Source organism: Pseudomonas sp. PA27(2017), assembly GCF_001945445.1.
Taxonomy (GTDB): domain Bacteria; phylum Pseudomonadota; class Gammaproteobacteria; order Pseudomonadales; family Pseudomonadaceae; genus Aquipseudomonas.
On record NZ_MSXW01000061.1, the window covers coordinates 451,911 to 473,676 of the forward strand.

Below are 21,766 nucleotides of genomic sequence, written 5' to 3' on the forward strand. Positions count from 1 at the left end.
GAGCCCTTTTTCAATCGGGGGCTCCATGCAAACACTTCATGTTGATCTCGCTGAGCGCAGCTACCCCATTCATATCGGGGCTGGCCTGCTGAGCCGCGCCGACTTGCTGGCGCCGCACATCGTCGGGCGCCAGGTGGCGATCGTCACCAACGAGACCATCGCGCCGCTGTATCTGCAAGCGCTGCAGGACACGCTCGCCGATTACCGCGTCACCCCGATCGTGCTGCCCGATGGCGAGGCGTTCAAGAACTGGGAAACCCTGCAGAGCATTTTCGATGGCCTGCTCGGCGCGCGCCATGACCGGCGCACTACAGTCCTGGCCTTGGGCGGCGGGGTGATCGGCGATATGGCCGGTTTCGCTGCAGCTTGCTATCAGCGTGGCGTGAACTTCATCCAGTTGCCGACTACGCTGCTGTCCCAGGTCGATTCCTCCGTAGGTGGAAAGACCGGTATCAATCATCCGCTGGGCAAGAACATGGTCGGTGCGTTCTACCAGCCGCAAGCCGTGCTGATCGATACGCGCAGCTTGGACACCCTGCCGCCGCGTGAGCTGTCGGCGGGCCTGGCCGAAGTCATCAAGTACGGGCTGATCTGTGACGCGCCGTTTCTCGACTGGCTCGAGGAGAACATGGCCGCATTGCGCAGCCTGGATCAGGCCGCCTTGACCGAGGCCATCGAGCGCTCCTGTGCGGCCAAGGCCCGGGTGGTCGGTGCCGACGAGAAGGAAACCGGCGTGCGCGCCACCCTGAATCTGGGGCATACCTTCGGTCACGCCATCGAGACGCAGATGGGCTATGGCGTCTGGTTACATGGTGAGGCCGTGGCGGCAGGAACGGTGATGGCCCTGGAGATGTCTCATCGCCTGGGTTGGATCGATGCGGACGAGCGCGATCGTGGTATCCGTCTGTTCCAGGCTGCCGGCCTGCCTGTGGTGCCGCCGCAGGAGATGACGCCTGCGCAGTTCCTGGCGCACATGGCCGTGGACAAGAAGGTGCTGGATGGTCAATTGCGCCTGGTGCTGCTGCGCTCGCTGGGCGAGGCGGTGGTGACCAGCGATTACCCGGCAGACATATTGAGTGCCACCCTGGCCGCCGATTACCCGGCGCTGGTGGCCCGGCTTAACAATCAGTGAGTATTCAATGACCAGTTTGCACGCCGACGAAGCATTTCTCGATCACTACCAGTTCACCCACGACCCGTTCGCGGCGCGGGTACCTGGTTTCAAGTTCTTCCCGGCGCAACGCAAGCCGGTGCTTGGGCAGCTGCATCACCTGGCGCGCTATAGCCAGTTGCTGCTGGTGGTCACCGGCCCAGAGGGCAGCGGCAAGACCCTGCTGCGTCAGGCGCTGGTCGCCAGCACCAACAAGCAGGCCGTGCACAATGTGGTGGTTTCGGCCCAGGGCGCTGCGGATCCTGCGACCCTGATGCGCCACATCGCCCAGGGTTTGAATACGCAGCAGACCGATCGTGCCTCACTACTCGGTCAGGTCGGCCAGCTGTCGCTGACCGGGCAGGAGGTCTACCTGCTGATCGACGACGCCGAAGAGCTCAGCGACGCCGCGATCGACGAGCTGCTGATACTGGCCCAGGGCAATGCAGAAGGGCGCCCTCACGTCTTCCTGTTCGCCGACACCGATCTGATCGCCCGCCTGGATGCCCTCAGCAACGGCGAAGAGTCGTTCCACGTCATCGAACTGGAACCGTACAGCGAAGACGAGACCCGTGAGTACCTGGCCGTACGCCTGGATGGTGCGGCCCAGGGCATCGAGCTGCTGTCCGATGAGCAGGTCGAGCTGATTCACGAGCGTTCTGGCGGTTGGCCTGGTGAGATCAACCGGGTCGCGCGCGAGGTGCTGATCGACGCCATGGCCGCCCGCCGTGGCGCGGTGAAGGGTGGTGGTTTCGCCTTCAAGCTACCCAAGAAGCATCTGTTGGCGCTTGGCGTGGTGGCCGTCGGCGTGGCGGCAGCCTTGTTGATGCAAGGTCGCTCGGAGTCCACCGATGCACCGGCTCCGACCCAGGCTCAACTGCCCATGGACAGTGCGCCGCCGCCTCAAACGGCGCCAGGCGCTCCGGCTGGTGCCGAGCAGGGCGCTGATGGCAAGCCGCCGATCGAGTTCGCCGGCAGCAATCAGCCATTGCCGTTGCCCCTGGTAGGTCAATCCCAGCCGGTCATCCGTCAGCCGCTGGCCCAGGCCGCGGGTGAGACCGACGGTGAGGCGAACGTGGAGCTGCCGGAGTCCACGCCGACCGCGCCGGTCACCGTGCCGCCCACTGCCTCGCAGAGTGTGCCTGCACCGACGCCTGCTCCGGCGCCGCAAGTCGCCACGCCGGCTGCGCCGCAGCCCAAGCCAGTTGAACAACCCAAGCCCGTTCAGCAGCCGAAACCGGCAGAGCAAGCCAAGCCGGCGACGCCACCTGCTCAGGCAACTCGGCCCGCACCAGCGACCCAGGCGCCGGCGACGGCGGGCGGCTCGCAAGCCAATGCCTGGTATGCAGCGCAGAACAAGAGCCACTACACCCTGCAGGTGCTGGGTACCAGCACGGAAGCCAGTGCACGCTCGTTCGTCAGCCAGAACGGTGCCCAATACCGCTACTTCAAGAAGATGCACCAGGGTAAGCCACTTTTCGTCATCACTTATGGTAGCTTTGCCAGCCGCGATGCCGCCCAGGCTGCCGTGAAGACCTTGCCTGCCAAGGTTCAGGCCGGCAAGCCGTGGCCGAAGACCTTTGCCAGCGTCACCCAGGAAATGGCCAACTGATCGAAAGAGCCCGCCACGCACAAACTGACGTAGCGGGCTCTTTCGTTTTTGCGACATTTTATTCCTGTTTTTCGTCACATTGTTCTTTGTGACGTCTATCTCGCTATGTACAATGCCCTCCGTTTGCCTGCGCAACGCGGCGTCTAGACCTGCGCGCGGATTAGAGAAAACGCCTGAAAAAGGCTGTCTGGTGAGAGTCCCTTATGAAAGCAGGTTTGTACCGTCCTGATGAGTTCAAGGATAACTGCGGCTTCGGCCTGATTGCCCACATGCAAGGTGAGGCCAGCCATCACCTGTTGCAGACGGCGATCGAAGCACTGACCTGCATGACCCACCGCGGTGGTATCAACGCCGATGGCAAGACCGGTGACGGTTGCGGTTTGCTGATTCAAAAGCCCGATCTGTTCCTGCGCGCCATCGCCAAGGACACCTTTGGCGTCGAACTGCCCAAGCAATATGCCGTTGGCATGGTCTTCCTCAATCAGGATGACGCCAAGGCCAGCGCTGCCCGCGAGAACATGAACCGCGAGATCCAGGCCGCGGGCCTGAACCTGGTCGGCTGGCGCAAGGTACCGCTGGATACCAGCGTGCTCGGCCAGCTGGCGCTCGAGCGTTTGCCGCAGATCGAGCAGGTGTTCATCGGCGGTGAAGGTCTGAGCGACCAGGAATTCGCCATCAAGCTGTTCTGCGCCCGTCGCCGTTCCTCGGTGGCCAATGCCGCCGACACCGAGCACTACATCTGCAGCTTCTCGCACAAGACCATCATCTACAAAGGCCTGATGATGCCGGCCGACCTGCAGCAGTTCTACCCGGACCTGGGTGACGAGCGCCTGCAGACCGCCATCTGCGTGTTTCACCAGCGCTTTTCCACCAACACCCTGCCGAAATGGCCACTGGCTCAGCCGTTTCGTTTCCTCGCCCACAACGGCGAGATCAACACCATCACCGGCAACCGCAACTGGGCCCAGGCGCGCCGTACCAAGTTCGAGAACGGCCAAATCCCGGCCCTCGACGAACTCGGCCCGCTGGTCAACCGCGTCGGCTCCGACTCCTCGAGCATGGACAACATGCTCGAGCTGATGGTCACCGGCGGCATCGACCTGTTCCGCGGCGTGCGCATGATCATTCCGCCGGCCTGGCAGAACGTCGAGACCATGGACGCCGACCTGCGCGCGTTCTACGAATACAACTCCATGCACATGGAACCCTGGGATGGTCCGGCCGGCGTGGTGCTGACCGACGGCCGTCATGCCGTGTGCCTGCTCGACCGCAACGGCCTGCGCCCGGCGCGCTGGGTGACCACCACCAATGGCTACATCACCCTGGCTTCGGAAATCGGCGTGTGGAATTACCAGCCCGAAGACGTAGTCGCCAAAGGCCGTGTCGGCCCGGGCCAGATCCTCGCCGTGGACACCGAAACCGGCCAGGTGCTGACCACCGACGACATCGATAACCGCCTCAAGTCGCGCCACCCCTACAAGCAGTGGCTGCGCAAGAGTGCGTTGCGTGTGCGCGCGACCATGGAAGACAACGACCATGGCTCGGCCTTCTACGAGGCCGATCAGCTCAAGCAATACATGAAGATGTTCCAGGTCACCTTCGAGGAGCGAGACCAGGTGCTGCGCCCGCTTGCCGAGCAGGGCCAGGAAGCGGTCGGCTCCATGGGTGACGACACGCCGATGGCGGTACTGAGCCAGCGCGTACGCTCGCCGTACGACTATTTCCGCCAGCAGTTCGCCCAGGTCACCAACCCGCCGATCGACCCGCTGCGTGAAGCCATCGTCATGTCGCTGGAGATCTGCCTCGGGGCCGAGCGCAATATCTTCGAGGAGTCGCCCGAGCACGCCATTCGCGTCATCCTCAGCTCGCCGGTGATCTCTCCGGCCAAGTGGCGCACCTTGATGAACCTGGACCGCCCGGGCTTCGAGCGGCAGATCATCGACCTCAACTACGACGAGTCGATCGGCCTGGAAGCGGCCGTGCGCAACATGGCCGATCAGGCCGAAGAAGCCGTGCGTTCCGGCAAAGTGCTGCTGGTGCTGACCGACCGCCATATCGCGCCGGGCAAGCTGCCGGCCCACGCCGCACTGGTCACTGGCGCGGTGCACCACCGCCTGACCGAGACCGGCCTGCGTTGCGACTGCAACATTCTGGTGGAAACCGCCACCGCCCGTGACCCGCACCATTACGCGGTGCTGATCGGTTTCGGCGCCTCGGCGGTTTACCCGTTCCTGGCCTACGAAGTGCTCGGCGACCTGATCCGCACCGGCGAAGTGCTGGGCGATCTGTACGAAGTCTTCAAGTACTACCGCAAGGGCATCTCCAAAGGCCTCTTGAAGATTCTCTCGAAGATGGGCATCTCCACCGTCGGCTCCTACCGCGGCGCCCAGCTGTTCGAAGCCGTTGGCCTGGCCGACGAGGTCACCGACCTGTGCTTCCGCGGCGTGCCGAGCCGCCTCAAGGGCGCACGTTTCGTCGATCTGGAAGCCGAGCAGAAGGCCCTGGCTGGCGAAGCCTGGAACAACCGCAAGGCGATCCAGCAGGGCGGTTTGCTCAAGTTCGTCTATGGCGGCGAATACCACGCCTACAACCCGGATGTGGTCAACACCCTGCAGGCCGCGGTGAAACAGGGCAGCTACGAGAAATTCAAGGAATACACCGCGCTGGTGGATACTCGCCCGGTGTCGATGTTGCGCGACCTGTTGCAGGTCAAGCTGGCCGACCAGCCGCTGAGCCTGGACGAAGTCGAGCCGCTGGAGTCGATCTTCAAGCGTTTCGACGCTGCCGGTATTTCCCTCGGCGCGCTGTCTCCGGAGGCCCACGAAGCGCTGGCCGAGGCGATGAACCGCCTGGGCGCGCGCTCCAACTCCGGTGAGGGCGGCGAAGACCCGGCGCGCTACGGCACCATCAAGAGCTCGAAGATCAAACAGATCGCCACTGGCCGTTTCGGCGTGACCCCGGAATACCTGGTCAACGCCGAGGTGCTGCAGATCAAGGTCGCCCAGGGCGCCAAGCCGGGCGAGGGCGGTCAGCTGCCAGGCGGCAAGGTCAATGGCCTGATCGCCAAGCTGCGCTATGCGGTACCGGGCGTGACGCTGATCTCGCCGCCGCCGCACCACGACATCTACTCCATCGAAGACCTGGCGCAGCTGATCTATGACCTCAAGCAGGTCAACCCCAGCGCCCTGGTCTCGGTGAAGCTGGTCTCCGAAGCTGGCGTCGGCACCATCGCTGCTGGCGTCGCCAAGGCCTACGCCGACCTTATCACCATCTCCGGCTATGACGGTGGTACTGGCGCGTCGCCACTGACCTCCATCAAGTACGCCGGTGCGCCGTGGGAACTGGGCCTGGCGGAAACCCACCAGACCCTGCGCGGCAACGACCTGCGCGGCAAGGTACGGGTACAGACCGACGGCGGCCTGAAAACCGGCCTGGACGTGATCAAGGCCGCTATCCTCGGCGCCGAAAGCTTCGGCTTCGGCACCGCGCCGATGGTCGCCCTGGGTTGCAAGTACCTGCGCATCTGCCACCTGAACAACTGCGCCACCGGCGTGGCCACCCAGAACGACAAGCTGCGCAAGGACCACTTCATCGGCACTGTCGACATGGTGGTGAATTTCTTCACCTATGTGGCCGAGGAAACCCGCGAGTGGCTGGCCAAGCTGGGCGTGCGCAGCCTCGGCGAGCTGATCGGGCGTACTGATCTGCTCGACGTGCTGCCAGGCGAAAGCGCCAAGCAGAACCACCTGGATCTGACCCCGCTGCTGGGCAGCGACCACATCCCGGCGGACAAGCCACAGTTCTGCGAAGTCGACCGCAACCCGCCGTTCGACCAGGGTCTGCTGGCCGAGGAAATGCTGTCGATGGCCAAGTCGGCCATCGATGGCGCCACTGGCGGCGAGTTCGAACTCGACATCTGCAACTGCGACCGTTCCATCGGGGCCCGCGTGTCTGGGGAGATCGCCCGGGTGCATGGCAACCAGGGTATGGTCAAAGCGCCGATCACTTTCCGCTTCAAGGGCACGGCCGGGCAGAGCTTCGGCGTGTGGAACGCCGGCGGCCTGAACCTGTACCTCGAAGGCGACGCCAACGACTACGTCGGCAAGGGCATGACCGCTGGCAAGCTGGTGATCGTGCCGCCAAAGGGCAGCCCGTTCGCCACCCAGGACAGCGCCATCATCGGCAACACCTGCCTGTACGGCGCCACGGGCGGCAAGCTGTTCGCCGCGGGCACCGCGGGCGAGCGTTTCGCCGTGCGCAACTCCGGCGCCCATGCGGTGGTCGAGGGGGTGGGCGACCACTGCTGCGAATACATGACTGGCGGTTTCGTCTGCGTGCTGGGCAAGACCGGCTACAACTTCGGTTCCGGCATGACCGGCGGCTTCGCCTACGTGCTCGACCTGGACAACAGCTTCTACGACCGCGTGAACCATGAGCTGGTGGAAATTCAGCGCATCAACAGCGAGTCCATGGAGGCCTACCGTAGCCACTTGGAGCGCGTGCTGGTCGAATACGTCGAAGAGACGTCGAGCGAGTGGGGCCGTAACCTGCTGGAAAACCTGGACGACTACCTGCGCAAGTTCTGGCTGGTCAAGCCCAAGGCCGCGAACCTCAAGTCGCTGCTCTCCAGCATCCGCGCCAACCCGCAATAAGCAGCTTCAAGCGGCGTGCCCTGACAGCAGGGCCGCCGCTCAACGTGATTGTCTCGCAGCTTTGGGCGTATCGCCCGGCGCTGCTGCTAAGAGGTTTATGACATGGCTGAACGTCTGAATAACGACTTCCAGTTCATCGAAGTCGGGCGTAAAGACCCGAAGAAAAAGCTGCTGCGCCAGCGCAAGAAAGAGTTCGTCGAGATCTACGACACCTTCAAGCCGGCCCAGGCCAGCGACCAGGCGCATCGCTGCCTGGGTTGCGGCAACCCGTATTGCGAGTGGAAGTGCCCGGTGCACAACTTCATCCCCAACTGGCTGAAGCTGGTATCCGAAGGCAACATCCTGGCCGCCGCCGAGCTGAGCCACCAGACCAACACCCTGCCGGAAGTCTGCGGCCGCGTATGCCCGCAGGATCGTCTCTGCGAGGGCGCCTGTACCCTCAACGACGGTTTCGGCGCGGTGACCATCGGTTCGGTGGAGAAGTACATCACCGATACCGCTTTCGCCATGGGCTGGCGCCCGGACATGTCCAAGGTCAAGCCGACCGGCAAGCGCGTTGCGGTGATCGGCGCCGGCCCTGCTGGCCTGGGCTGTGCCGATGTACTGGTGCGCAACGGCGTGACCCCGGTGGTGTTCGACAAGAACCCGGAAATCGGTGGTCTGCTGACCTTCGGCATCCCCGAGTTCAAGCTGGAAAAGAGCGTGCTCAGCAACCGCCGCGAAGTGTTCACCGGCATGGGTATCGAATTCCGTCTGAACACCGAAGTGGGCAAGGACGTCACCCTGCAACAGCTGCTGGATGAGTACGATGCCGTGTTCATGGGCATGGGTACCTACACCTACATGAAAGGCGGCTTCCCTGGTGAAGACCTGCCGGGCGTCCACGATGCCCTGGATTTCCTGATCGCCAACGTCAACCGCAACCTCGGTTTCGAGAAGTCGCCGCAAGACTTCGTCGACGTGAAGGGCAAGCGCGTCGTGGTGCTCGGCGGTGGCGACACCGCGATGGACTGCAACCGCACCTCGATCCGCCAGGGCGCCAAGGCGGTGACCTGTGCCTACCGTCGTGACGAAGCGAACATGCCGGGCTCGCGCAAGGAAGTGAAGAACGCCAAGGAAGAGGGCGTGAAGTTCCTGTTCAACCGCCAGCCCATCGCCATCGTTGGCGAAGACCGGGTGGAGGGCGTCAAGGTGGTCGAGACCCGTCTCGGCGAGCCGGATGCCCGTGGCCGTCGCAGCCCCGAGCCGATCCCGGGCTCCGAGGAGATCATCCCGGCCGAAGCCGTGCTGATCGCCTTCGGCTTCCGCCCGAGCCCGGCGCCGTGGTTCGAGGAGTTCGATATCCGTATCGACACCCAGGGCCGTGTCGTCGCTCCGGAAAAGGCCACCTTCAAGCACCAGACCAGCAACCCGAAAGTGTTCGCCGGCGGTGACATGGTGCGCGGCTCCGACCTAGTGGTCACCGCCATCTACGAGGGCCGTAACGCCGCCGAAGGGATTCTCGACTACCTCGGTGTGTGAGTCCTTCGCGTCGTGACGAAGCCGGCCAAGTGCCGGCTTCGTCGTTTATGGCGCCTCGCTGACCTGGGGCAATGCGCCGTGCGACTGCTTGCCTCATCCTCCCGCGCCTGCGGCACGGCGTCCCACTCCGTGCCTTTTAAAGCCTGCTCTGCGACAATGTGCGCACTTTTTGCTCACCGCTTCTGCCCGGGAATACTCATGACTGCCCTGAAGAACGACCGCTTCCTTCGCGCCCTGCTCAAGCAGCCCGTCGACGTCACGCCGGTGTGGATGATGCGCCAGGCCGGTCGTTACCTGCCCGAATACCGCGCCAGCCGCGCCAAGGCCGGGGACTTCATGAGCCTGATGATGAACCCTGAGTTCGCCTGCGAAGTCACCCTGCAGCCCCTCGATCGCTACCCGCAACTCGATGCCGCGATCCTCTTCTCCGACATCCTCACCATTCCCCATGCCATGGGCCAGGGCTTGTACTTCGAGACCGGCGAAGGTCCGCGTTTCAGGAAGGTGATCAGCAGCGCTGCCGATATCGACGCACTGCCGATTCCCGATCCGGAACAGGACCTGGGTTACGTGATGGACGCGGTGCGCACCATCAAGTCGGCCCTGAACGGCCGGATGCCGCTGATCGGCTTTTCCGGCAGCCCCTGGACCCTGGCGACCTACATGGTCGAGGGCGGCTCGTCGAAGGATTTTCGCAAGATCAAGGCAATGCTCTACGACAATCCCGAAGCCATGCACGCTTTGCTCGACAAGCTGGCCCGCTCGGTGACCGCCTACCTCAATGGGCAGATTCGAGCGGGTGCCCAGGCCGTGCAGATCTTCGATACCTGGGGCGGCAACCTGTCGTCGGCGGCGTACCAGACGTTCTCGCTGGCCTACATGCAGAAGATCGTCGACGGGCTGATTCGCGAGCAGGATGGCCGCAAGATTCCGGTGATCCTGTTCACCAAGAATGGCGGCCTGTGGCTGGAGTCCATGGCGGCCACCGGCGCCGACGCGCTGGGCCTGGACTGGAGTTGCGACATCGGCGAGGCGCGCCGCCGCGTCGGCAGCCAAGTGGCCCTGCAGGGCAACATGGACCCGACCGTGCTGTACGCCAAGCCGGCAGCGATCCGCGCCGAAGTCGCACGTATCCTCGAAAGCTATGGCAGTGGCAGCGGCCACGTCTTCAACCTGGGCCATGGCATCACCCCGGAAGTCGACCCGGCTCACGCGGGTGCCTTCCTCGAAGCCGTTCACGAGCTGTCGGCCGCTTACCACAGCTGATTGCGGTCAGTCCGTCTGCGCCTTGCCGCGGGCTGGGTGCAGGCGGATGTCGACCAGCGTGTCGTCCTCGCCGTGCTCGAATGCGGCGGCCCGGGGTTTGGGTTTGCCTTTGAGTAACGTGGGGTTGTTGGAAAAGCCAACAGGTTCCAGGGGGATGCCACGCGGGCTCAGGTCGAGGCGGCCGTTGCCGTTGCTGTCCTGGTAGAGTTGCAGGGCAAAACGCCCGGGTGGCACGTCCTTGAGGATCAATTGAGCACCTTCGCCGTGCAATTCGCGAAGCATCGGCTGCCAGTCGTCCTGGCTGGCATCCACCAGGGCGAGATACAGCCTGGCCGGGCTGTGGTTGCCCTCCACCCGTATCAACAGATCCCCGGCCTGGGCCGATAACGGGCCGAGCAAGAGAACCACTGCACAGCTCGTGCAGTGTTTGGTTACGATTTGAAGAAGTCTCTGTGGCATAATGCGCCTATTTTGCAGGGATTCGCTTTAAAAATGCGTCAGGTTCTCGTCGTTCACTTTTCACAGACTGGCCAATTGAACCGCCTGGTGCAATCGGTCTGTGCGCCCTTGCAGACGAGTGACGGCGTCCAGGTCGACTTTCTGGCCCTGCAACCGGCCCTGCCGTTCCCCTTTCCCTGGCCCTTTCTCGGCTTCTTCCGGATCTTCCCGGAAACCGTGCTGATGAAACCGCAGCCGCTGCTGCCGTTGGCCGTCGACCCTGACAAGCGGTACGACCTGATCATTCTCGCCTATCAGGTGTGGTTCCTGTCGCCCTCGCTGCCCTTCACCAGCTTTCTCGCCTCCCCCGAGGCCGCCTCGCTGCTCAAGGGTACGCCGGTGGTGACGCTGATCGGCTGTCGCAACATGTGGCTGATGGCCCAGGAGAAGGTCAAGGCACGCCTGCAAGCGCTGGGCGCGCGGCTGGTCGACAACGTGGTGCTGACCGATGCCTGCGGCACGGCGGCCAGCTTTCTGGCCACGCCCCTGTGGATGTTCACCGGTCGGCAGAAGCCCTACAGCTGGGTGCCGCGCGCCGGTATCGACGACGGCGAACTGGCGGCTGCCAGCCGATTCGGCGATGCCATGACGCGCCGCCTGCTGGCTGACGAGCGGCCCATCGAGCAGCCGATGCTCGCCGGCCTGGGCGCGGTGAAAGTGGATGAAAAGCTGATCGCCAGCGAGAAGGTCGGCAATCGCAGCTTCACCCTGTGGAGCCGCCTGCTGTCGGCGCTCGGGCCGCAGCAGAGCCGTCGCCGTGGTGCCGGGCTGGTCGTCTATATCGTTTTCCTGATCTGCCTGATCATCACCGTGGTGCCGATCACTGCGGTGCTGAAGAAGTTGCTGGCGCCGCTGTTCAAGGCGCGTATCCAGCGTGAAAAGGCCTATTTCGCCGGGCCCTCCGGCGAGTGAAGCGGGCCGAGGACAAGTTCATGGCAATACCCGTATTCATCAATCGCATCAGTGCCTGCCTGCCCCACGAGCCCGTGGGCAACGAGCAGATGGAGTCGCGCCTCGGCATGGTCGGCGGCAAGCCGTCGCGGGCGCGCAAGCTGATCCTGCGGCGCAATGGCATCCAGCAGCGCCACTACGTCATCGACCCGATCAGTGGCGAGCCGAGCATGAGCAACGCCCAGCTCAGTGCCGAGGCGATTCGCGGTCTGGCCGGCGATGGCTTCACCCTGGACGAACTGGAGTGCCTGGTCGCCAGCACCTCGTCGCCCGACCAGGTGATGCCCGGCCATGCAGTCATGGTGCACGGTGAGCTGGGCAACCCGCCCTGCGAGGTGGCGACCACCGCCGGCATCTGCGTATGCGGGATGACCGCCCTGAAATACGCCTGGATGAGCGTGGCCAGCGGGCAGAGCGGTAATGCCGTGGCCTGCGGCTCGGAAGTGGCTTCGGCATTGATGCAGGCGCGCAACTTCAACGCCGAATACGAGAGCCGCGTCGACGAGCTGGAGACGCACCCCGAGATCGCTTTCGAGAAGGACTTCCTGCGCTGGATGCTTTCCGATGGAGCGGGCGCCGTATTACTGCAGGACCGACCCAACCAGGCCGGCCTGAGCCTGCGCATCGACTGGCTGGATATCTACTCCTTCGCCGACCAGATGCCAGCATGCATGTACGCCGGTGCCGAGATGCAGGACGGTGCGCTGCGCGGCTGGAGCCGCTATGACGCCGACCAGCGCGCGCACCGCTCGGTGATGGCCATCAAGCAGGACGTCAAGCTGCTCAACGACAACATCGTCCGCTTCACCGTGGTCGAGGCGTTGCGCCGTATCATGGCGCGCCGCGAGTTGCGCGTAGCGGACATCGACTGGCTCCTGCCGCATTACTCGTCCGAGTTCTTCCGCGAGCGCCTGGCGGCTGGCCTGGCCGAGGTCGACCTGCCGATTCCCATGGAGCGCTGGTTCACCAACCTGACCAGCAAGGGCAATACCGGTGCAGCGTCGATCTTCATCATGCTCGAAGAGTTGTTCAATGGCGGGCACCTGCGCAGTGGCCAGAAATTGCTCTGCTACGTGCCGGAAAGTGGGCGTTTCTCCAGCGCATTCATGCATCTGACGGTGGTCGGCAATGAAGCTTGATGACGTTCCCCAGGACCCGGATTCCGCCTACGGCGGGCACAGCAAGCTGCTTTACGCCGTCGATGACAAAGGGCATTACCAGGGGGCGCAGAGCGCCGGCTGGGAGCCCGAGTCCTATTCCACCCAACTGGCCGTCGCCGAGCTGCAGGCCCAGGAAGCCGAGGCCCATGCCGCCTGGCAGCGCGGCGAGGTGTCGCCGCTCAAGTGCCTGATGTATCGCTATCGCATGGACGAAGCGGCGCTCGCGCAGATCGCCGGGCTCTGGCAGTGGCGTGTGCGTCGGCATTTTCGACCCGAAGTCTACCGGCGCCTGAGCAATGCGCTGCTGGCCCGCTATGCCGAAGCCTTCGGCCTGAGCGTCGACGAACTGCGCCGTTATCAGAAGGAACTGCCATGACCGCCTTCGAGCACCGTCAGAGTGCCCACTGCGAAAGTGGCGTGATGGCCAGCTTGCTGACCCATGCCGGCCTGCCGATGAGCGAGCCGATGGCGTTCGGTTTGGCTTCGGGCCTGGCGTTCGCCTACTTGCCGATCGTCAAGCTTGGTGGCATGCCGCTGATCGCCTACCGCATGCCGCCGCGGCACCTGATCAAGACCCTCAGCAAGCGCCTCGGGGTGCGCCTGACCAGCCGTACGTTCAGCAATCCCGAGCAGGGCCGTACTGCGTTGAACGCAGCGCTGGACAGCGGGCGCCTGGCTGGCCTGCAGAGCTCGGTGTTCTGGCTGCCGTACTTTCCGCCGGAGATGCGCTTTCACTTCAACGCCCATAACCTGCTGGCCTACGGGCGCGAGGGCGACGAGTACCTGCTCAGCGACCCGGTGTTCGAGGCGCCGGTGCGCTGCGCCGCCGAGGACCTGCAAAAGGCCCGCTTCGCCAAAGGGGCGCTGGCGGCCAAGGGGTTGATGTATTACCTGGACGACGTGCCGCAGGAACAGGACTGGCAGCGGTTGATTCGCCAAAGCGTGCTGTCCACCTCGCGGATCCTCGACGGCATGCCGCTGCCGTGGATCGGCATCCGTGGCATTCGCCACCTGGCCAAATGCGTTGAGTCGCTCGACCCGGCGCAGAGCAAGTACAACCGTTTGTACCTAACCCATATCGTGCGCATGCAGGAAGAGATCGGCACCGGCGGCGCTGGTTTTCGCTTCATGTACGCCAGCTTCCTGCAGGAGGCCGGCGAGAAGATCGGCGACGCCACGTTGCGCGAGGCCTCGACGCGTATGACCACCGTGGGCGACGACTGGCGCCAGTTCGCCTCGGCCTGTGTGCGCGCCAGCCGCAGCAAGGGCGAAGCGCCGGACTTCAGGCCGATTGCCGAGATGCTGCGGGGGATTGCCGATCAGGAGCGGGTGTTGATGAAAGAGTTGGGGGCTTGGGCCAAGCGTAGGGTCTGAGATAAGGCTGTAGGAGGGTCTGTGCGGAGCTTTTGTAGGATAGGCCGGGCGGCGATCCGCTTTAGCCTCGAGTTTTCTGAACAGCCCGCTTCACATGCTTGAGCTGTGATTTGCCAGAGTTATCGAATTGCTCTTGCGTTCGGTTCCGCTCTGACGAGCGGGTTACTTTTGGCATCGCCCCAAAAGTAACCAAAAGGTCTAGCCCCGACATTCGGCCCCGGCTTCGCCGGGGTTCCCTCACTCCATCGTTGTTCCGGGGGCCGGCCTGGAAGGGCCATCCATGGCCCATCAGGCCTCTCGCCGCATCCATGCGGCTCGTCCCCCTGCACAACGACTCCATTCGGCCTCCTGAAGGGGCGATTTGTGTCGCCTGTTATTCCCGTGTAGGAGAAACATCAAAAAGTTAAAGCCAGCCAAACGCCCGCTGCGTTACAGCTGCAACTGCAGCACATCGATTCCCGCCGTCAGCCCGGCAAAATCAGTTGTCTGGCTTGATCCCTCGATCAACACCGCCTGAGCCTCGAAGGCCTGGTCTTCATCGATCAGCACCAGCAGCGCCTGGCCGATCAGGCCGTCGGCCAGGTCCAGCCCAGCCAATGCCTGCAGGTGCTTCCATACGTGCGGACCGGCGCCGATGAACAGGTTCGGCCCTTCCAGCTCCAGTTGCGCGGCGACGTGAAAGCCGGCGGCATTGCTGACGCTGTTGACGAACTCGAAGGGCTTGGGCTGCAGCTGGTGCACGCACACGCTGTCGAGTAGCGAGCCCATGGTGCCCCTCGCCGGGTGGCGCGAGGCCAGGTACAGGCCGCAGTCACGGCGTATCTTAGCCTTGAGCGGTGCGGTGCACAGCAGGGCCTGCAGGATCAGCCGGTCGATTCGCCGTGGCGTGCTCGGCAGCCAGTTGATCAGCGCGGCCTTGAGGTCCTTGTCGGTGTTTTCCACATCCCCACGTACGCTGCAGGCCGCGATGGCATGGCTCATGGTGCGTCTCCTGCGCAGCGTTGCAGCACCAGGCTGGCGTTATTGCCGCCAAAGCCGAAGAAATTGGACAGCAGCAGGCTGCGCTCGGCGACCGCCAGGGGCTGATCGGGCAGGGGGAGCAGGGCGTCCATGGCGTAGTCGCAGGCGGGCAGGTGGGCGAGGTTTTCCACCAACAGCAGGGTTTCGGTCAGGCCGCAGGCGCCCAGGGTATGGCCGAGCCAGGGCTTGAGCACACAGAGGGGCGGCAGCGCTTCGCCGAACAGCAGGCGCACCCCGTTGCTTTCGGCGCGATCGTTGGCGCCGGTGGCGGTGCCATGGGGTTTGACCAGGTCGATCTGCGCGGCGTCGATACCGGCGCTGCGCAAGGCTTCGCGCATCACCCACTCGATATGGCTGCCGTCTTCGCGGGTATTGGTCAGGCTGCTGGTGTCGCAGGCGCTGAAGCCGCCCAGCAGGCGGGCCAGTGGTGCCGGGCCCGGTTCGAGTGCCAGCAGCGTGGCCGCGTAGGCTTCACCCAACACCAGGCCATCGCGCTGCGGGTGGAAGGGTCGGTAATCGCCACTCGGCGAGACCAGGCCCAGGGCGCCAAAGCCTTGTTGGGCAATGGCACTGGGGGTTTCGAAGGCCAACACCAGAGCCCGGCGATAGAGCCCGGCGCCGAGCATTCGGGCACCGTAGAGCAGGCCGTTGGCGGCGCTGGTGCAAGCGGTGTTGAGAGTGAAGGCATCGGCGAAGCCGAAGCGCACGCGCAGCCGTTCGGCGAGCAGGTCGAGGGAGGTCGAGTGGCTCGGGTGGAAGCCGCCCTGCTGCGCGGCGAGCGCCTCCAGCTCGTCGATGTCCAGGCTGGTGCTGGCGACGATCAGCAGGCAGTCGTCCGTTGCGCCGGGGTCGCCGCCCAGGGTTTCGCGGAGCAGCCGTTCGAAATGCTCGTCTAGGCTTTCATCGCCGGCCACGGCAAGGTACGGGCGCGGTTCCTGCAATTCATGCAGCAGCACGGTACTGGCCTGCGGCTTCGCGCCGCTGCGCAGGGCTGTATTGGCAGCGCACAGATCGGCGCCGAGGGCGCTGTGCAGGGCGCCTCGCTGCAGGTAAACGGGCGTCACTGCTGCTGCCTGATGAAGGCCGCGATACTGGCGATGCTGTTGAGAATGCGCCGACCGTCCTTGGCCCCTTCGATGCGCACACCGTAGTGCTGCTGCAGCGCCAAGGAGACCTGCAGGGCGTCCAGGCTGTCCATCTGGATGCGGCTCTGCTGGCCGAACAACGGCTCGTCGTCTGCGATGCTTTGCCAGTCGATGTCGTCTTCCTTGTCGCACTCGCGAATCAGCAATTGCTTGAGCTTTTCTTCTAGTAGTGTGTGGTCCATTGCGTTTGCTGTACTCGTTTGTGGAACAGGAACAAGCCGCTGGCACCGGCCACCGCTGCAAACAGCAACAGGCGAGCGCACCACGGGGCTACGTCGTTCAGTGAGCCGTGGCCCACCAGCAGGGTAAGGAAGGCGTCCAGTGCCCAGCTCATCGGCGACACTTCCGCCAGCTGGCGCATGGCCTCGGGCATCACGCTCTTGGGCACCATGATGCCGCCGATGGCTGCGAGGATGATATTGATCCCGCCGCCAAGCAATAGGGCTTGTTCACTACTGCGCGCCAAAGCGGCCAGCAACAGGCCCAGGCTGCTGGTGGCCAGGGCGATGCTGATGGCCAGCACGGCGTAGGCGAGCAGGCTGCCGTTGAGTTCCAGCGCGGGCAGGCCGGCCAGTGGCAGCCCGTGCACGCCGATCGTCAGCAGCACCGCGAACTGCACCAGATTGATGGCTAGGTACGGCAGCACCTTGCTCGCCGCCAGGGTGCCGAGCCCCAGGCTCAGGCAGCGGAAGCGCAGCAGCGCGCCGCTTTGTTGTTCGCGCTGGAAGCTGCCGGCCATCGGCAGCACCACGAAGAACATGCCGAAGATCAGCCAGGCCGGCACGCTCATCTGTGTGGCGTTGGCCTGGGCGCTGAGGTCGCCGCTGGCCAGGCGTTCCTGCTCGTCGATGCGGCTCTCGGTGCGCTGCTGGACCAGTTCGAGCTGCTCGTCGCGGCTGAGGCCTTGTTCCAGGGCGCCGCTGTCCTGCAGATAGGCGAGCAGCCGGGTCTGCGCCAGGGCGATGGTTACCGCAGCGTGCAGGCGCTGGCGCGACAGGCGGTCGAACTGCGCCGGAAAGCTCAGCGCCGGGCCCTGGTGAGGGGTGTCCAGCAGCCTCTCGTCGAAGTCCGCGGGCAGGCTGATGCGCGCCATCTGCGCCGGCCCATCGTCCAGCAGCTGGCTGTCCGGCAGTTGCGCCTGCAGAGCGTCGTGAAAGAAGCGGCTCGACTCGCTGGGCTGCGGGGTTTGCAGCACCAGTTGCAGTGGCGGCAGGCGGTCCTGCAGGTAGCTGGACATGGCGCCGGCCATGATCACCAGGAACAGCGTCGGCATGATGAACAGCACGGCCAGCGCGTGGGGGTCGCGAACCAGCAGGAGAATTTCCTTGCGAACCAGGGCGCGCAGTCTCACAGGCGACCTCCGTTGAGGCGCAGGTAAAGCTGCTCCAGGGACGGCCGACCGAAGCGCAGCAGGCTGGGCGTTTGCGGCTGTGCGGCGATGAAGCGGGTGATCGCCAGCAACTGCTCCACGTTCAGCGCGGCGATGCGCAGGCCGTTGGGCGTGAACTCCGCGCTCAGGCGGAGCTCGGCCAACAGCGCCGGCAACGCCTCGGGCACGCGTTCGGGCCACTCCAGAAACAGCCCCGGCTGGTCACCGAGCAACTGGTGCGTATCGACATCCAGCTGCACACGGCCTTCGTGCAGCAGCAGAATGCGGTCGGCGACCTTTTCCACTTCGTCCAGGTAATGGCTGGTGTAAATCACCGCCTTGCCGTCGGCGGTCAGCTGCTGCACGGCGTCGAGCAGCAACTGCCGGCTGGCGGCATCGACGCCCACCGTGGCCTCGTCGAACAGGTACAGATCGGCCGGTTGCAACAGACCGATGGCGAAGTTCAGGCGCCGCTGCTCACCGCCGGACAGGCATTCGGCGCGGCGCTCGAGCTTGTCTACCAAGGCCGTGCTGGCGATGCAGCGTTCCAGGCGCTGGCGCCGCTCGCTGCCGCGCAATCGGTAAAGATCGGCGAACAGCGCGAGGTTCTCCCGCACCTTCAGCCCGGCGTAGAAGGCCAGCTGCTGGGGCACCAGGCCCAGGCGCCGCTCGCCGTGCCAGGCGATCTGCCCATCCAGCGGCTGCAGCACGCCGCTGAGCAGCGACAGCAGGGTAGTCTTGCCGGCGCCGTTGCTGCCCAGCAGCCCTAGGCACTGGCCGGCATGCAGGTGCAGGTCGATGCCGTGCAGCGCCGGTTGCCCGGCGCCGGGGTAGCGATAAGCGAGGCGGCTGAGTTCAAGCACGGACGAGCACCAGCAGCAGCTTGCCATCCAGCAGCAGGCGCTCGCCTTCCTGCACGCTGAACGCATAGAGCGCGCCGGCCGGGCTCAGGGCTTCCTGGGTCGCGCTGACCAGCAGGGCGCCTTCACGCCGGGTGGGGTGATAGTGCAGCTGCAACTGGGAGAGTTTGCCGACCAGGGCCATTTCGATGGCGCTGTCGCTGCCGTATAAGGCACCATGCGCAGCGCACAACTGGGCAGCGGCCTCGAACAACAGGCTCGGCGAGGCGTTCTCGCCGAGGTTCTGCAGATGCTGCCAGCCGCTCAGGCCGCGAATGCCGGTGGCATCGTGGTCGAGCAGGGCATCCAGCCAGAGTGCCTGGCCCTGGTGCGGCAGCAGTGAGTGCAGTTGGGTGCGATCCATGGCGGGCGTCTGGCGGCGGGCTGCTAAGCGAGCGCAGCAGTGTAACAGAGGGTATTGGGGAGCAAGCGAGTGAGCGGTTGGCAATTACTGGTTTTCGTGGGGCTGAGCATCGCCCTGACGCTCGTCTCCTGGCGCTCGCTGGGCAACCCGCGCAGCCACGGCTTCTATCGCTACTTCGCCTGGGAGGTGATGCTGGTGATGCTGGTGCTCAACGCGCCGTTCTGGTTCGAGGATCGCGCTGCCGTGCATCAGCAGATTTCCTGGGTGTTGCTGACTTCCTCGCTGGCGGTGCTGTTCGCCGGCGTCTACCAGATGCGCCGCTTCGGGCGTGCCGACGAGCGCCGTCAGGACGACGAACTGTTCGCCTTCGAGCGTACCTCGCAACTGGTTACCAGCGGCATCTTCGGCTATATCCGCCATCCGATGTACTGCTCGCTGCTGCTGCTCGCCTGGGGTATCGCCTGGAAGCAGCCGACCACCCTCCTCATGCTGCTGGCAGTCGCGTCCAGCGTGCTGCTGTGGCTCGCCGCGCGCGTCGAGGAGCGTGAGTCGTTGGCCTATTTCGGCGACGCCTACCGCGACTACATGGCGCGCAGCCGGATGTTCGTGCCCTTCATCTTCTGAGCCGACGCGCCGCAAGGCTGTGCTTGCGGCGCATCACGGGCTTACTTGACGCTCGCGTATTTACCCTTCAGCGCAACGCCGGCCATGATGGCGCCGGCGTGGCATTCGTACTTGCCGCTGTCGCGGTATTCCTTGTTCTTGTAGTTGCTGGCCAGGTCGACCACGGCGTTGGCGCCTGCCGCCTTGGCCGAGTTCTGCAGTTTGATCAGCGCCGATTGCAGCGCCCAGCTGCAGGCGGCTTCGTCGGTCTTGTTGAAGGCGTTGGTCTTCTGGCTGGTGGTGACGTTGGCGTTGATGATCTTGGCGCCGGCCGGGGTCTTGTTCAGGTAGAACTTCACCGAGCCGTCGAGGCGACCGGCCTGGGTGGCTTCGTTGACCACCGACTGGAAGTCCAGGAAGTGGGCGGTGTCACGGGCCTGGCTGACGGCGGGTAGCAGGGCGGCGGTGAGCAGTGCAGCAGCGGTCAAGCGTTTCGCGTTCATCGGGTTTCTCCTGGGGTGTTACTGGGGCATGGGAAGGGAGGGGCTTTGCAGTTCCTGCTGGATACTGCGGTCGAGATTACGGACCCACTTGTTGTAGTTGCGGTGGATCTTGCCTTTGCGGTAGTCGAGGTTGTGGCTGTCGCGGTAGCGGATCGAGTAGCCCGACGCGCTGTAGGGAATGGTGATTTCGGCCTGATGGCTGCGGCGGGTGATCAGCGCCATGATCTGCCCGCGGTCGGCGCGCTCCACCGTCCACTGCCGGCGTTGCAGGGCGGTGAGGATCGCCCGGCGCATGTCGTCCTCGCTCTTCACTATGGCGGGCGGCGCACTGCTGGTGATATTCAGCACCGGTTTCGAGGTACAGGCAGTAATGCCCAGCAGCAGTGCGGCGAGCAGGGCGAAGCGGTTGAGGCGAGACATCATCCTTGGTCCTTGTCTTGAGAAAAATCAGCGCCAGCGGCGAAAGATCAGCGACGTATTGACCCCGCCAAAGGCGAAATTGTTGTTCATCACGTATTCGTGGCTCATCTCGCGGAACTCGCCGCGCAGGTAGTCGAGCTCGCCACAGGCCGGGTCGATGTGCTCCAGGTTGAGGGTGTGCACGTAACTGTCGCGGTTGAGCATCTCGATGCTGAACCAGGACTCCAGCGCGCCGCAGGCGCCCAGGGTGTGGCCGAAGTAGCTCTTTTGCGAGCTGATCGGCATGCGCGGGCCGAACAGGCTGCTGGTGGCCTGAGTTTCGGCGACGTCGCCCTGTTCGGTGGCGGTGCCGTGACCATTGACGTAGCCGATGGCCTCGGGCGTCAGCGTGGCATCTTCCAGGGCCAGCTCCATGGCCCGGCGCATGGTGCTCTGCACCGGCTTGGTGGCGTGCTGGCCATCGGCATTGCAGCCGAAGCCGACGATCTCGGCGTGGATGGTGGCGCCGCGTGCCAGGGCGTGTTCCAGCTCCTCGAGCACCAGCATTCCGGCGCCTTCACCGATCACCAGGCCGTCACGGCCGCTGTCGTAAGGGCGCGGGCTGGTGTGTGGTGCGTCGTTCTTCAGGCTGGTGGCGTACAGCGCGTCGAAGACCATCGCTTCGGTCGGGCACAGCTCCTCGGCGCCGCCGGCGAGCATCAGCGGCAGGCGGCCGAACTTGATCGCCTCGTACGCGTAGCCGATGCCCTGGCTGCCGCTGGTGCAGGCGCTGGAGGTGGGGATCAGCCGGCCGGTGAGGCCGAAGAAGATGCTGATGTTGGCCGCCGTGGTGTGCGGCATCATGCGGATGTAGGAGTTGGCGTTGAGGCCGTCGGCCACCGAATTGAGCAGCATGTTGCCGAACGCCTTGATCTCGTCGGTACTGCCGGTGGACGAGCCGCAGGCCACGCCCATGCGCCCATCTTTGATGCTTTCGTCTTCGAGCAATCCGGCGTGGGCCAGGGCGCGTTCGGCGGCGTACACCGACAGGCGTGACACGCGGCCCATGCTGCGCAGCTGCTTGCGGGTCCAGTGGGTGGGCACGACGAAGTCGTCGACCGGGCCGCCCAGGCGGGTGTTCAGCTCGCTGAAGCGATCCCACTCGTGCATCACGCGAATGCCGCTGCGGTTGGCGCGGAAGTTCGCCGCGATGCTGTCCCAGCTATCGCCCAGGGAGGTAATGCCGGCCATGCCGGTAACGACTACGCGTTTCATGCCAC

The 21,766-nt window shown here is 64.6% G+C and carries 20 protein-coding genes; 10 read left to right on the forward strand and 10 right to left on the reverse strand.

The window, feature by feature from the left end; genetic code table 11:
- Positions 1–25: 25 nt before the first annotated feature.
- The 5 genes from aroB (at position 26) to hemE (ending at position 10,201) form a co-directional block, all read left to right on the forward strand.
- Complete coding sequence (gene aroB / locus BVH06_RS23660) at positions 26–1,132, forward strand: 3-dehydroquinate synthase (RefSeq protein WP_075935669.1); 1,107 nt, start codon at positions 26–28, stop codon at positions 1,130–1,132.
- Positions 1,133–1,139: 7 nt separating this feature from the next.
- Complete coding sequence (locus tag BVH06_RS23665; protein WP_075935670.1) at positions 1,140–2,762, forward strand: AAA family ATPase; 1,623 nt, start codon at positions 1,140–1,142, stop codon at positions 2,760–2,762.
- A 203-nt stretch (positions 2,763–2,965) separates the two neighbouring features.
- A complete protein-coding gene (gltB, locus tag BVH06_RS23670) occupies positions 2,966–7,414 on the forward strand; it encodes a glutamate synthase large subunit (protein ID WP_075928592.1) in 4,449 nt (1,482 codons plus the stop codon).
- A 102-nt stretch (positions 7,415–7,516) separates the two neighbouring features.
- Positions 7,517–8,935 carry an FAD-dependent oxidoreductase gene (locus tag BVH06_RS23675; protein ID WP_075935671.1) on the forward strand — a complete coding sequence of 473 codons (1,419 nt, stop codon included), beginning with the start codon at positions 7,517–7,519 and terminating at the stop codon, positions 8,933–8,935.
- A gap of 198 nt (positions 8,936–9,133) precedes the next feature.
- Positions 9,134–10,201: a uroporphyrinogen decarboxylase gene (gene hemE / locus BVH06_RS23680; protein WP_075935672.1), complete on the forward strand. Its 1,068-nt coding sequence runs from the start codon at positions 9,134–9,136 to the stop codon at positions 10,199–10,201.
- 6 nt (positions 10,202–10,207) lie between these two features.
- Here the strand turns inward: hemE and BVH06_RS23685 are convergent, their stop codons facing one another.
- A complete protein-coding gene (locus tag BVH06_RS23685) occupies positions 10,208–10,609 on the reverse strand; it encodes a DUF2141 domain-containing protein (protein WP_075928595.1) in 402 nt (133 codons plus the stop codon).
- Positions 10,610–10,693: 84 nt separating this feature from the next.
- Between BVH06_RS23685 and BVH06_RS23690 the strand changes: the two genes are divergently transcribed.
- Genes BVH06_RS23690 through BVH06_RS23705 form a run of 4 tightly spaced genes read left to right on the forward strand, consistent with a single transcriptional unit; the run spans position 10,694 to position 14,184 of the window.
- The gene (locus tag BVH06_RS23690; RefSeq protein WP_075935673.1) at positions 10,694–11,611 is read left to right on the forward strand and encodes a hypothetical protein; all 918 of its coding nucleotides are present in this window, start codon (positions 10,694–10,696) and stop codon (positions 11,609–11,611) included.
- Positions 11,612–11,631: 20 nt separating this feature from the next.
- Complete coding sequence (locus BVH06_RS23695) at positions 11,632–12,789, forward strand: beta-ketoacyl-ACP synthase III (protein ID WP_075935790.1); 1,158 nt, start codon at positions 11,632–11,634, stop codon at positions 12,787–12,789.
- Positions 12,779–13,186, forward strand: a complete 408-nt coding sequence (locus BVH06_RS23700) for a hypothetical protein (RefSeq protein ID WP_075935674.1) — start codon at positions 12,779–12,781, stop codon at positions 13,184–13,186. The genes BVH06_RS23695 and BVH06_RS23700 overlap by 11 nt, the downstream gene beginning before the upstream one ends.
- Positions 13,183–14,184 carry a BtrH N-terminal domain-containing protein gene (locus BVH06_RS23705; RefSeq protein WP_075935675.1) on the forward strand — a complete coding sequence of 334 codons (1,002 nt, stop codon included), beginning with the start codon at positions 13,183–13,185 and terminating at the stop codon, positions 14,182–14,184. The genes BVH06_RS23700 and BVH06_RS23705 overlap by 4 nt, the downstream gene beginning before the upstream one ends.
- 429 nt (positions 14,185–14,613) lie before the next feature.
- Here BVH06_RS23705 and BVH06_RS23710 read toward each other — a convergent pair whose 3' ends face one another.
- The 6 genes from BVH06_RS23710 to BVH06_RS23735 are packed head-to-tail and all read right to left on the reverse strand — an operon-like array spanning position 14,614 to position 18,981.
- Entirely contained in the window at positions 14,614–15,165 is a 552-nt protein-coding gene (locus BVH06_RS23710; protein ID WP_075935676.1) for a hypothetical protein, read from the reverse strand.
- Positions 15,162–16,268, reverse strand: coding sequence for a beta-ketoacyl synthase N-terminal-like domain-containing protein (locus tag BVH06_RS23715; protein WP_075935677.1), 1,107 nt, complete (start codon positions 16,266–16,268; stop codon positions 15,162–15,164). Before BVH06_RS23715 ends, BVH06_RS23710 begins: the two co-directional genes overlap by 4 nt.
- Positions 16,265–16,531, reverse strand: coding sequence for an acyl carrier protein (locus tag BVH06_RS23720; protein WP_075928601.1), 267 nt, complete (start codon positions 16,529–16,531; stop codon positions 16,265–16,267). The genes BVH06_RS23715 and BVH06_RS23720 overlap by 4 nt, the downstream gene beginning before the upstream one ends.
- The gene (locus BVH06_RS23725; protein WP_075935678.1) at positions 16,513–17,700 is read right to left on the reverse strand and encodes an ABC transporter permease; all 1,188 of its coding nucleotides are present in this window, start codon (positions 17,698–17,700) and stop codon (positions 16,513–16,515) included. Before BVH06_RS23725 ends, BVH06_RS23720 begins: the two co-directional genes overlap by 19 nt.
- Positions 17,697–18,581: an ABC transporter ATP-binding protein gene (locus BVH06_RS23730; protein WP_075935679.1), complete on the reverse strand. Its 885-nt coding sequence runs from the start codon at positions 18,579–18,581 to the stop codon at positions 17,697–17,699. Before BVH06_RS23730 ends, BVH06_RS23725 begins: the two co-directional genes overlap by 4 nt.
- Positions 18,574–18,981, reverse strand: a complete 408-nt coding sequence (locus BVH06_RS23735; RefSeq protein WP_075928604.1) for a beta-hydroxyacyl-ACP dehydratase — start codon at positions 18,979–18,981, stop codon at positions 18,574–18,576. The genes BVH06_RS23730 and BVH06_RS23735 overlap by 8 nt, the downstream gene beginning before the upstream one ends.
- Positions 18,982–19,050: 69 nt before the next feature.
- On the opposite strand from BVH06_RS23735, the gene BVH06_RS23740 reads away from it, so the two are divergent.
- A complete protein-coding gene (locus tag BVH06_RS23740; RefSeq protein ID WP_075935680.1) occupies positions 19,051–19,605 on the forward strand; it encodes an isoprenylcysteine carboxylmethyltransferase family protein in 555 nt (184 codons plus the stop codon).
- 41 nt (positions 19,606–19,646) lie between these two features.
- On the opposite strand, the gene BVH06_RS23745 is transcribed toward BVH06_RS23740, so the two are convergent.
- The 3 genes from BVH06_RS23745 to BVH06_RS23755 are packed head-to-tail and all read right to left on the reverse strand — an operon-like array spanning position 19,647 to position 21,761.
- The gene (locus BVH06_RS23745) at positions 19,647–20,087 is read right to left on the reverse strand and encodes an excinuclease (protein ID WP_075928606.1); all 441 of its coding nucleotides are present in this window, start codon (positions 20,085–20,087) and stop codon (positions 19,647–19,649) included.
- Between the two features lie 18 nt (positions 20,088–20,105).
- On the reverse strand, positions 20,106–20,507 hold the full coding sequence (locus tag BVH06_RS23750; protein WP_177344589.1) for a hypothetical protein: 402 nt from the start codon (positions 20,505–20,507) through the stop codon (positions 20,106–20,108).
- Positions 20,508–20,534: 27 nt separating this feature from the next.
- Positions 20,535–21,761 (reverse strand): beta-ketoacyl-ACP synthase, encoded by a 1,227-nt coding sequence (locus BVH06_RS23755; protein ID WP_075935681.1) that lies wholly within the window; start codon positions 21,759–21,761, stop codon positions 20,535–20,537.
- Positions 21,762–21,766 lie beyond the last annotated feature (5 nt).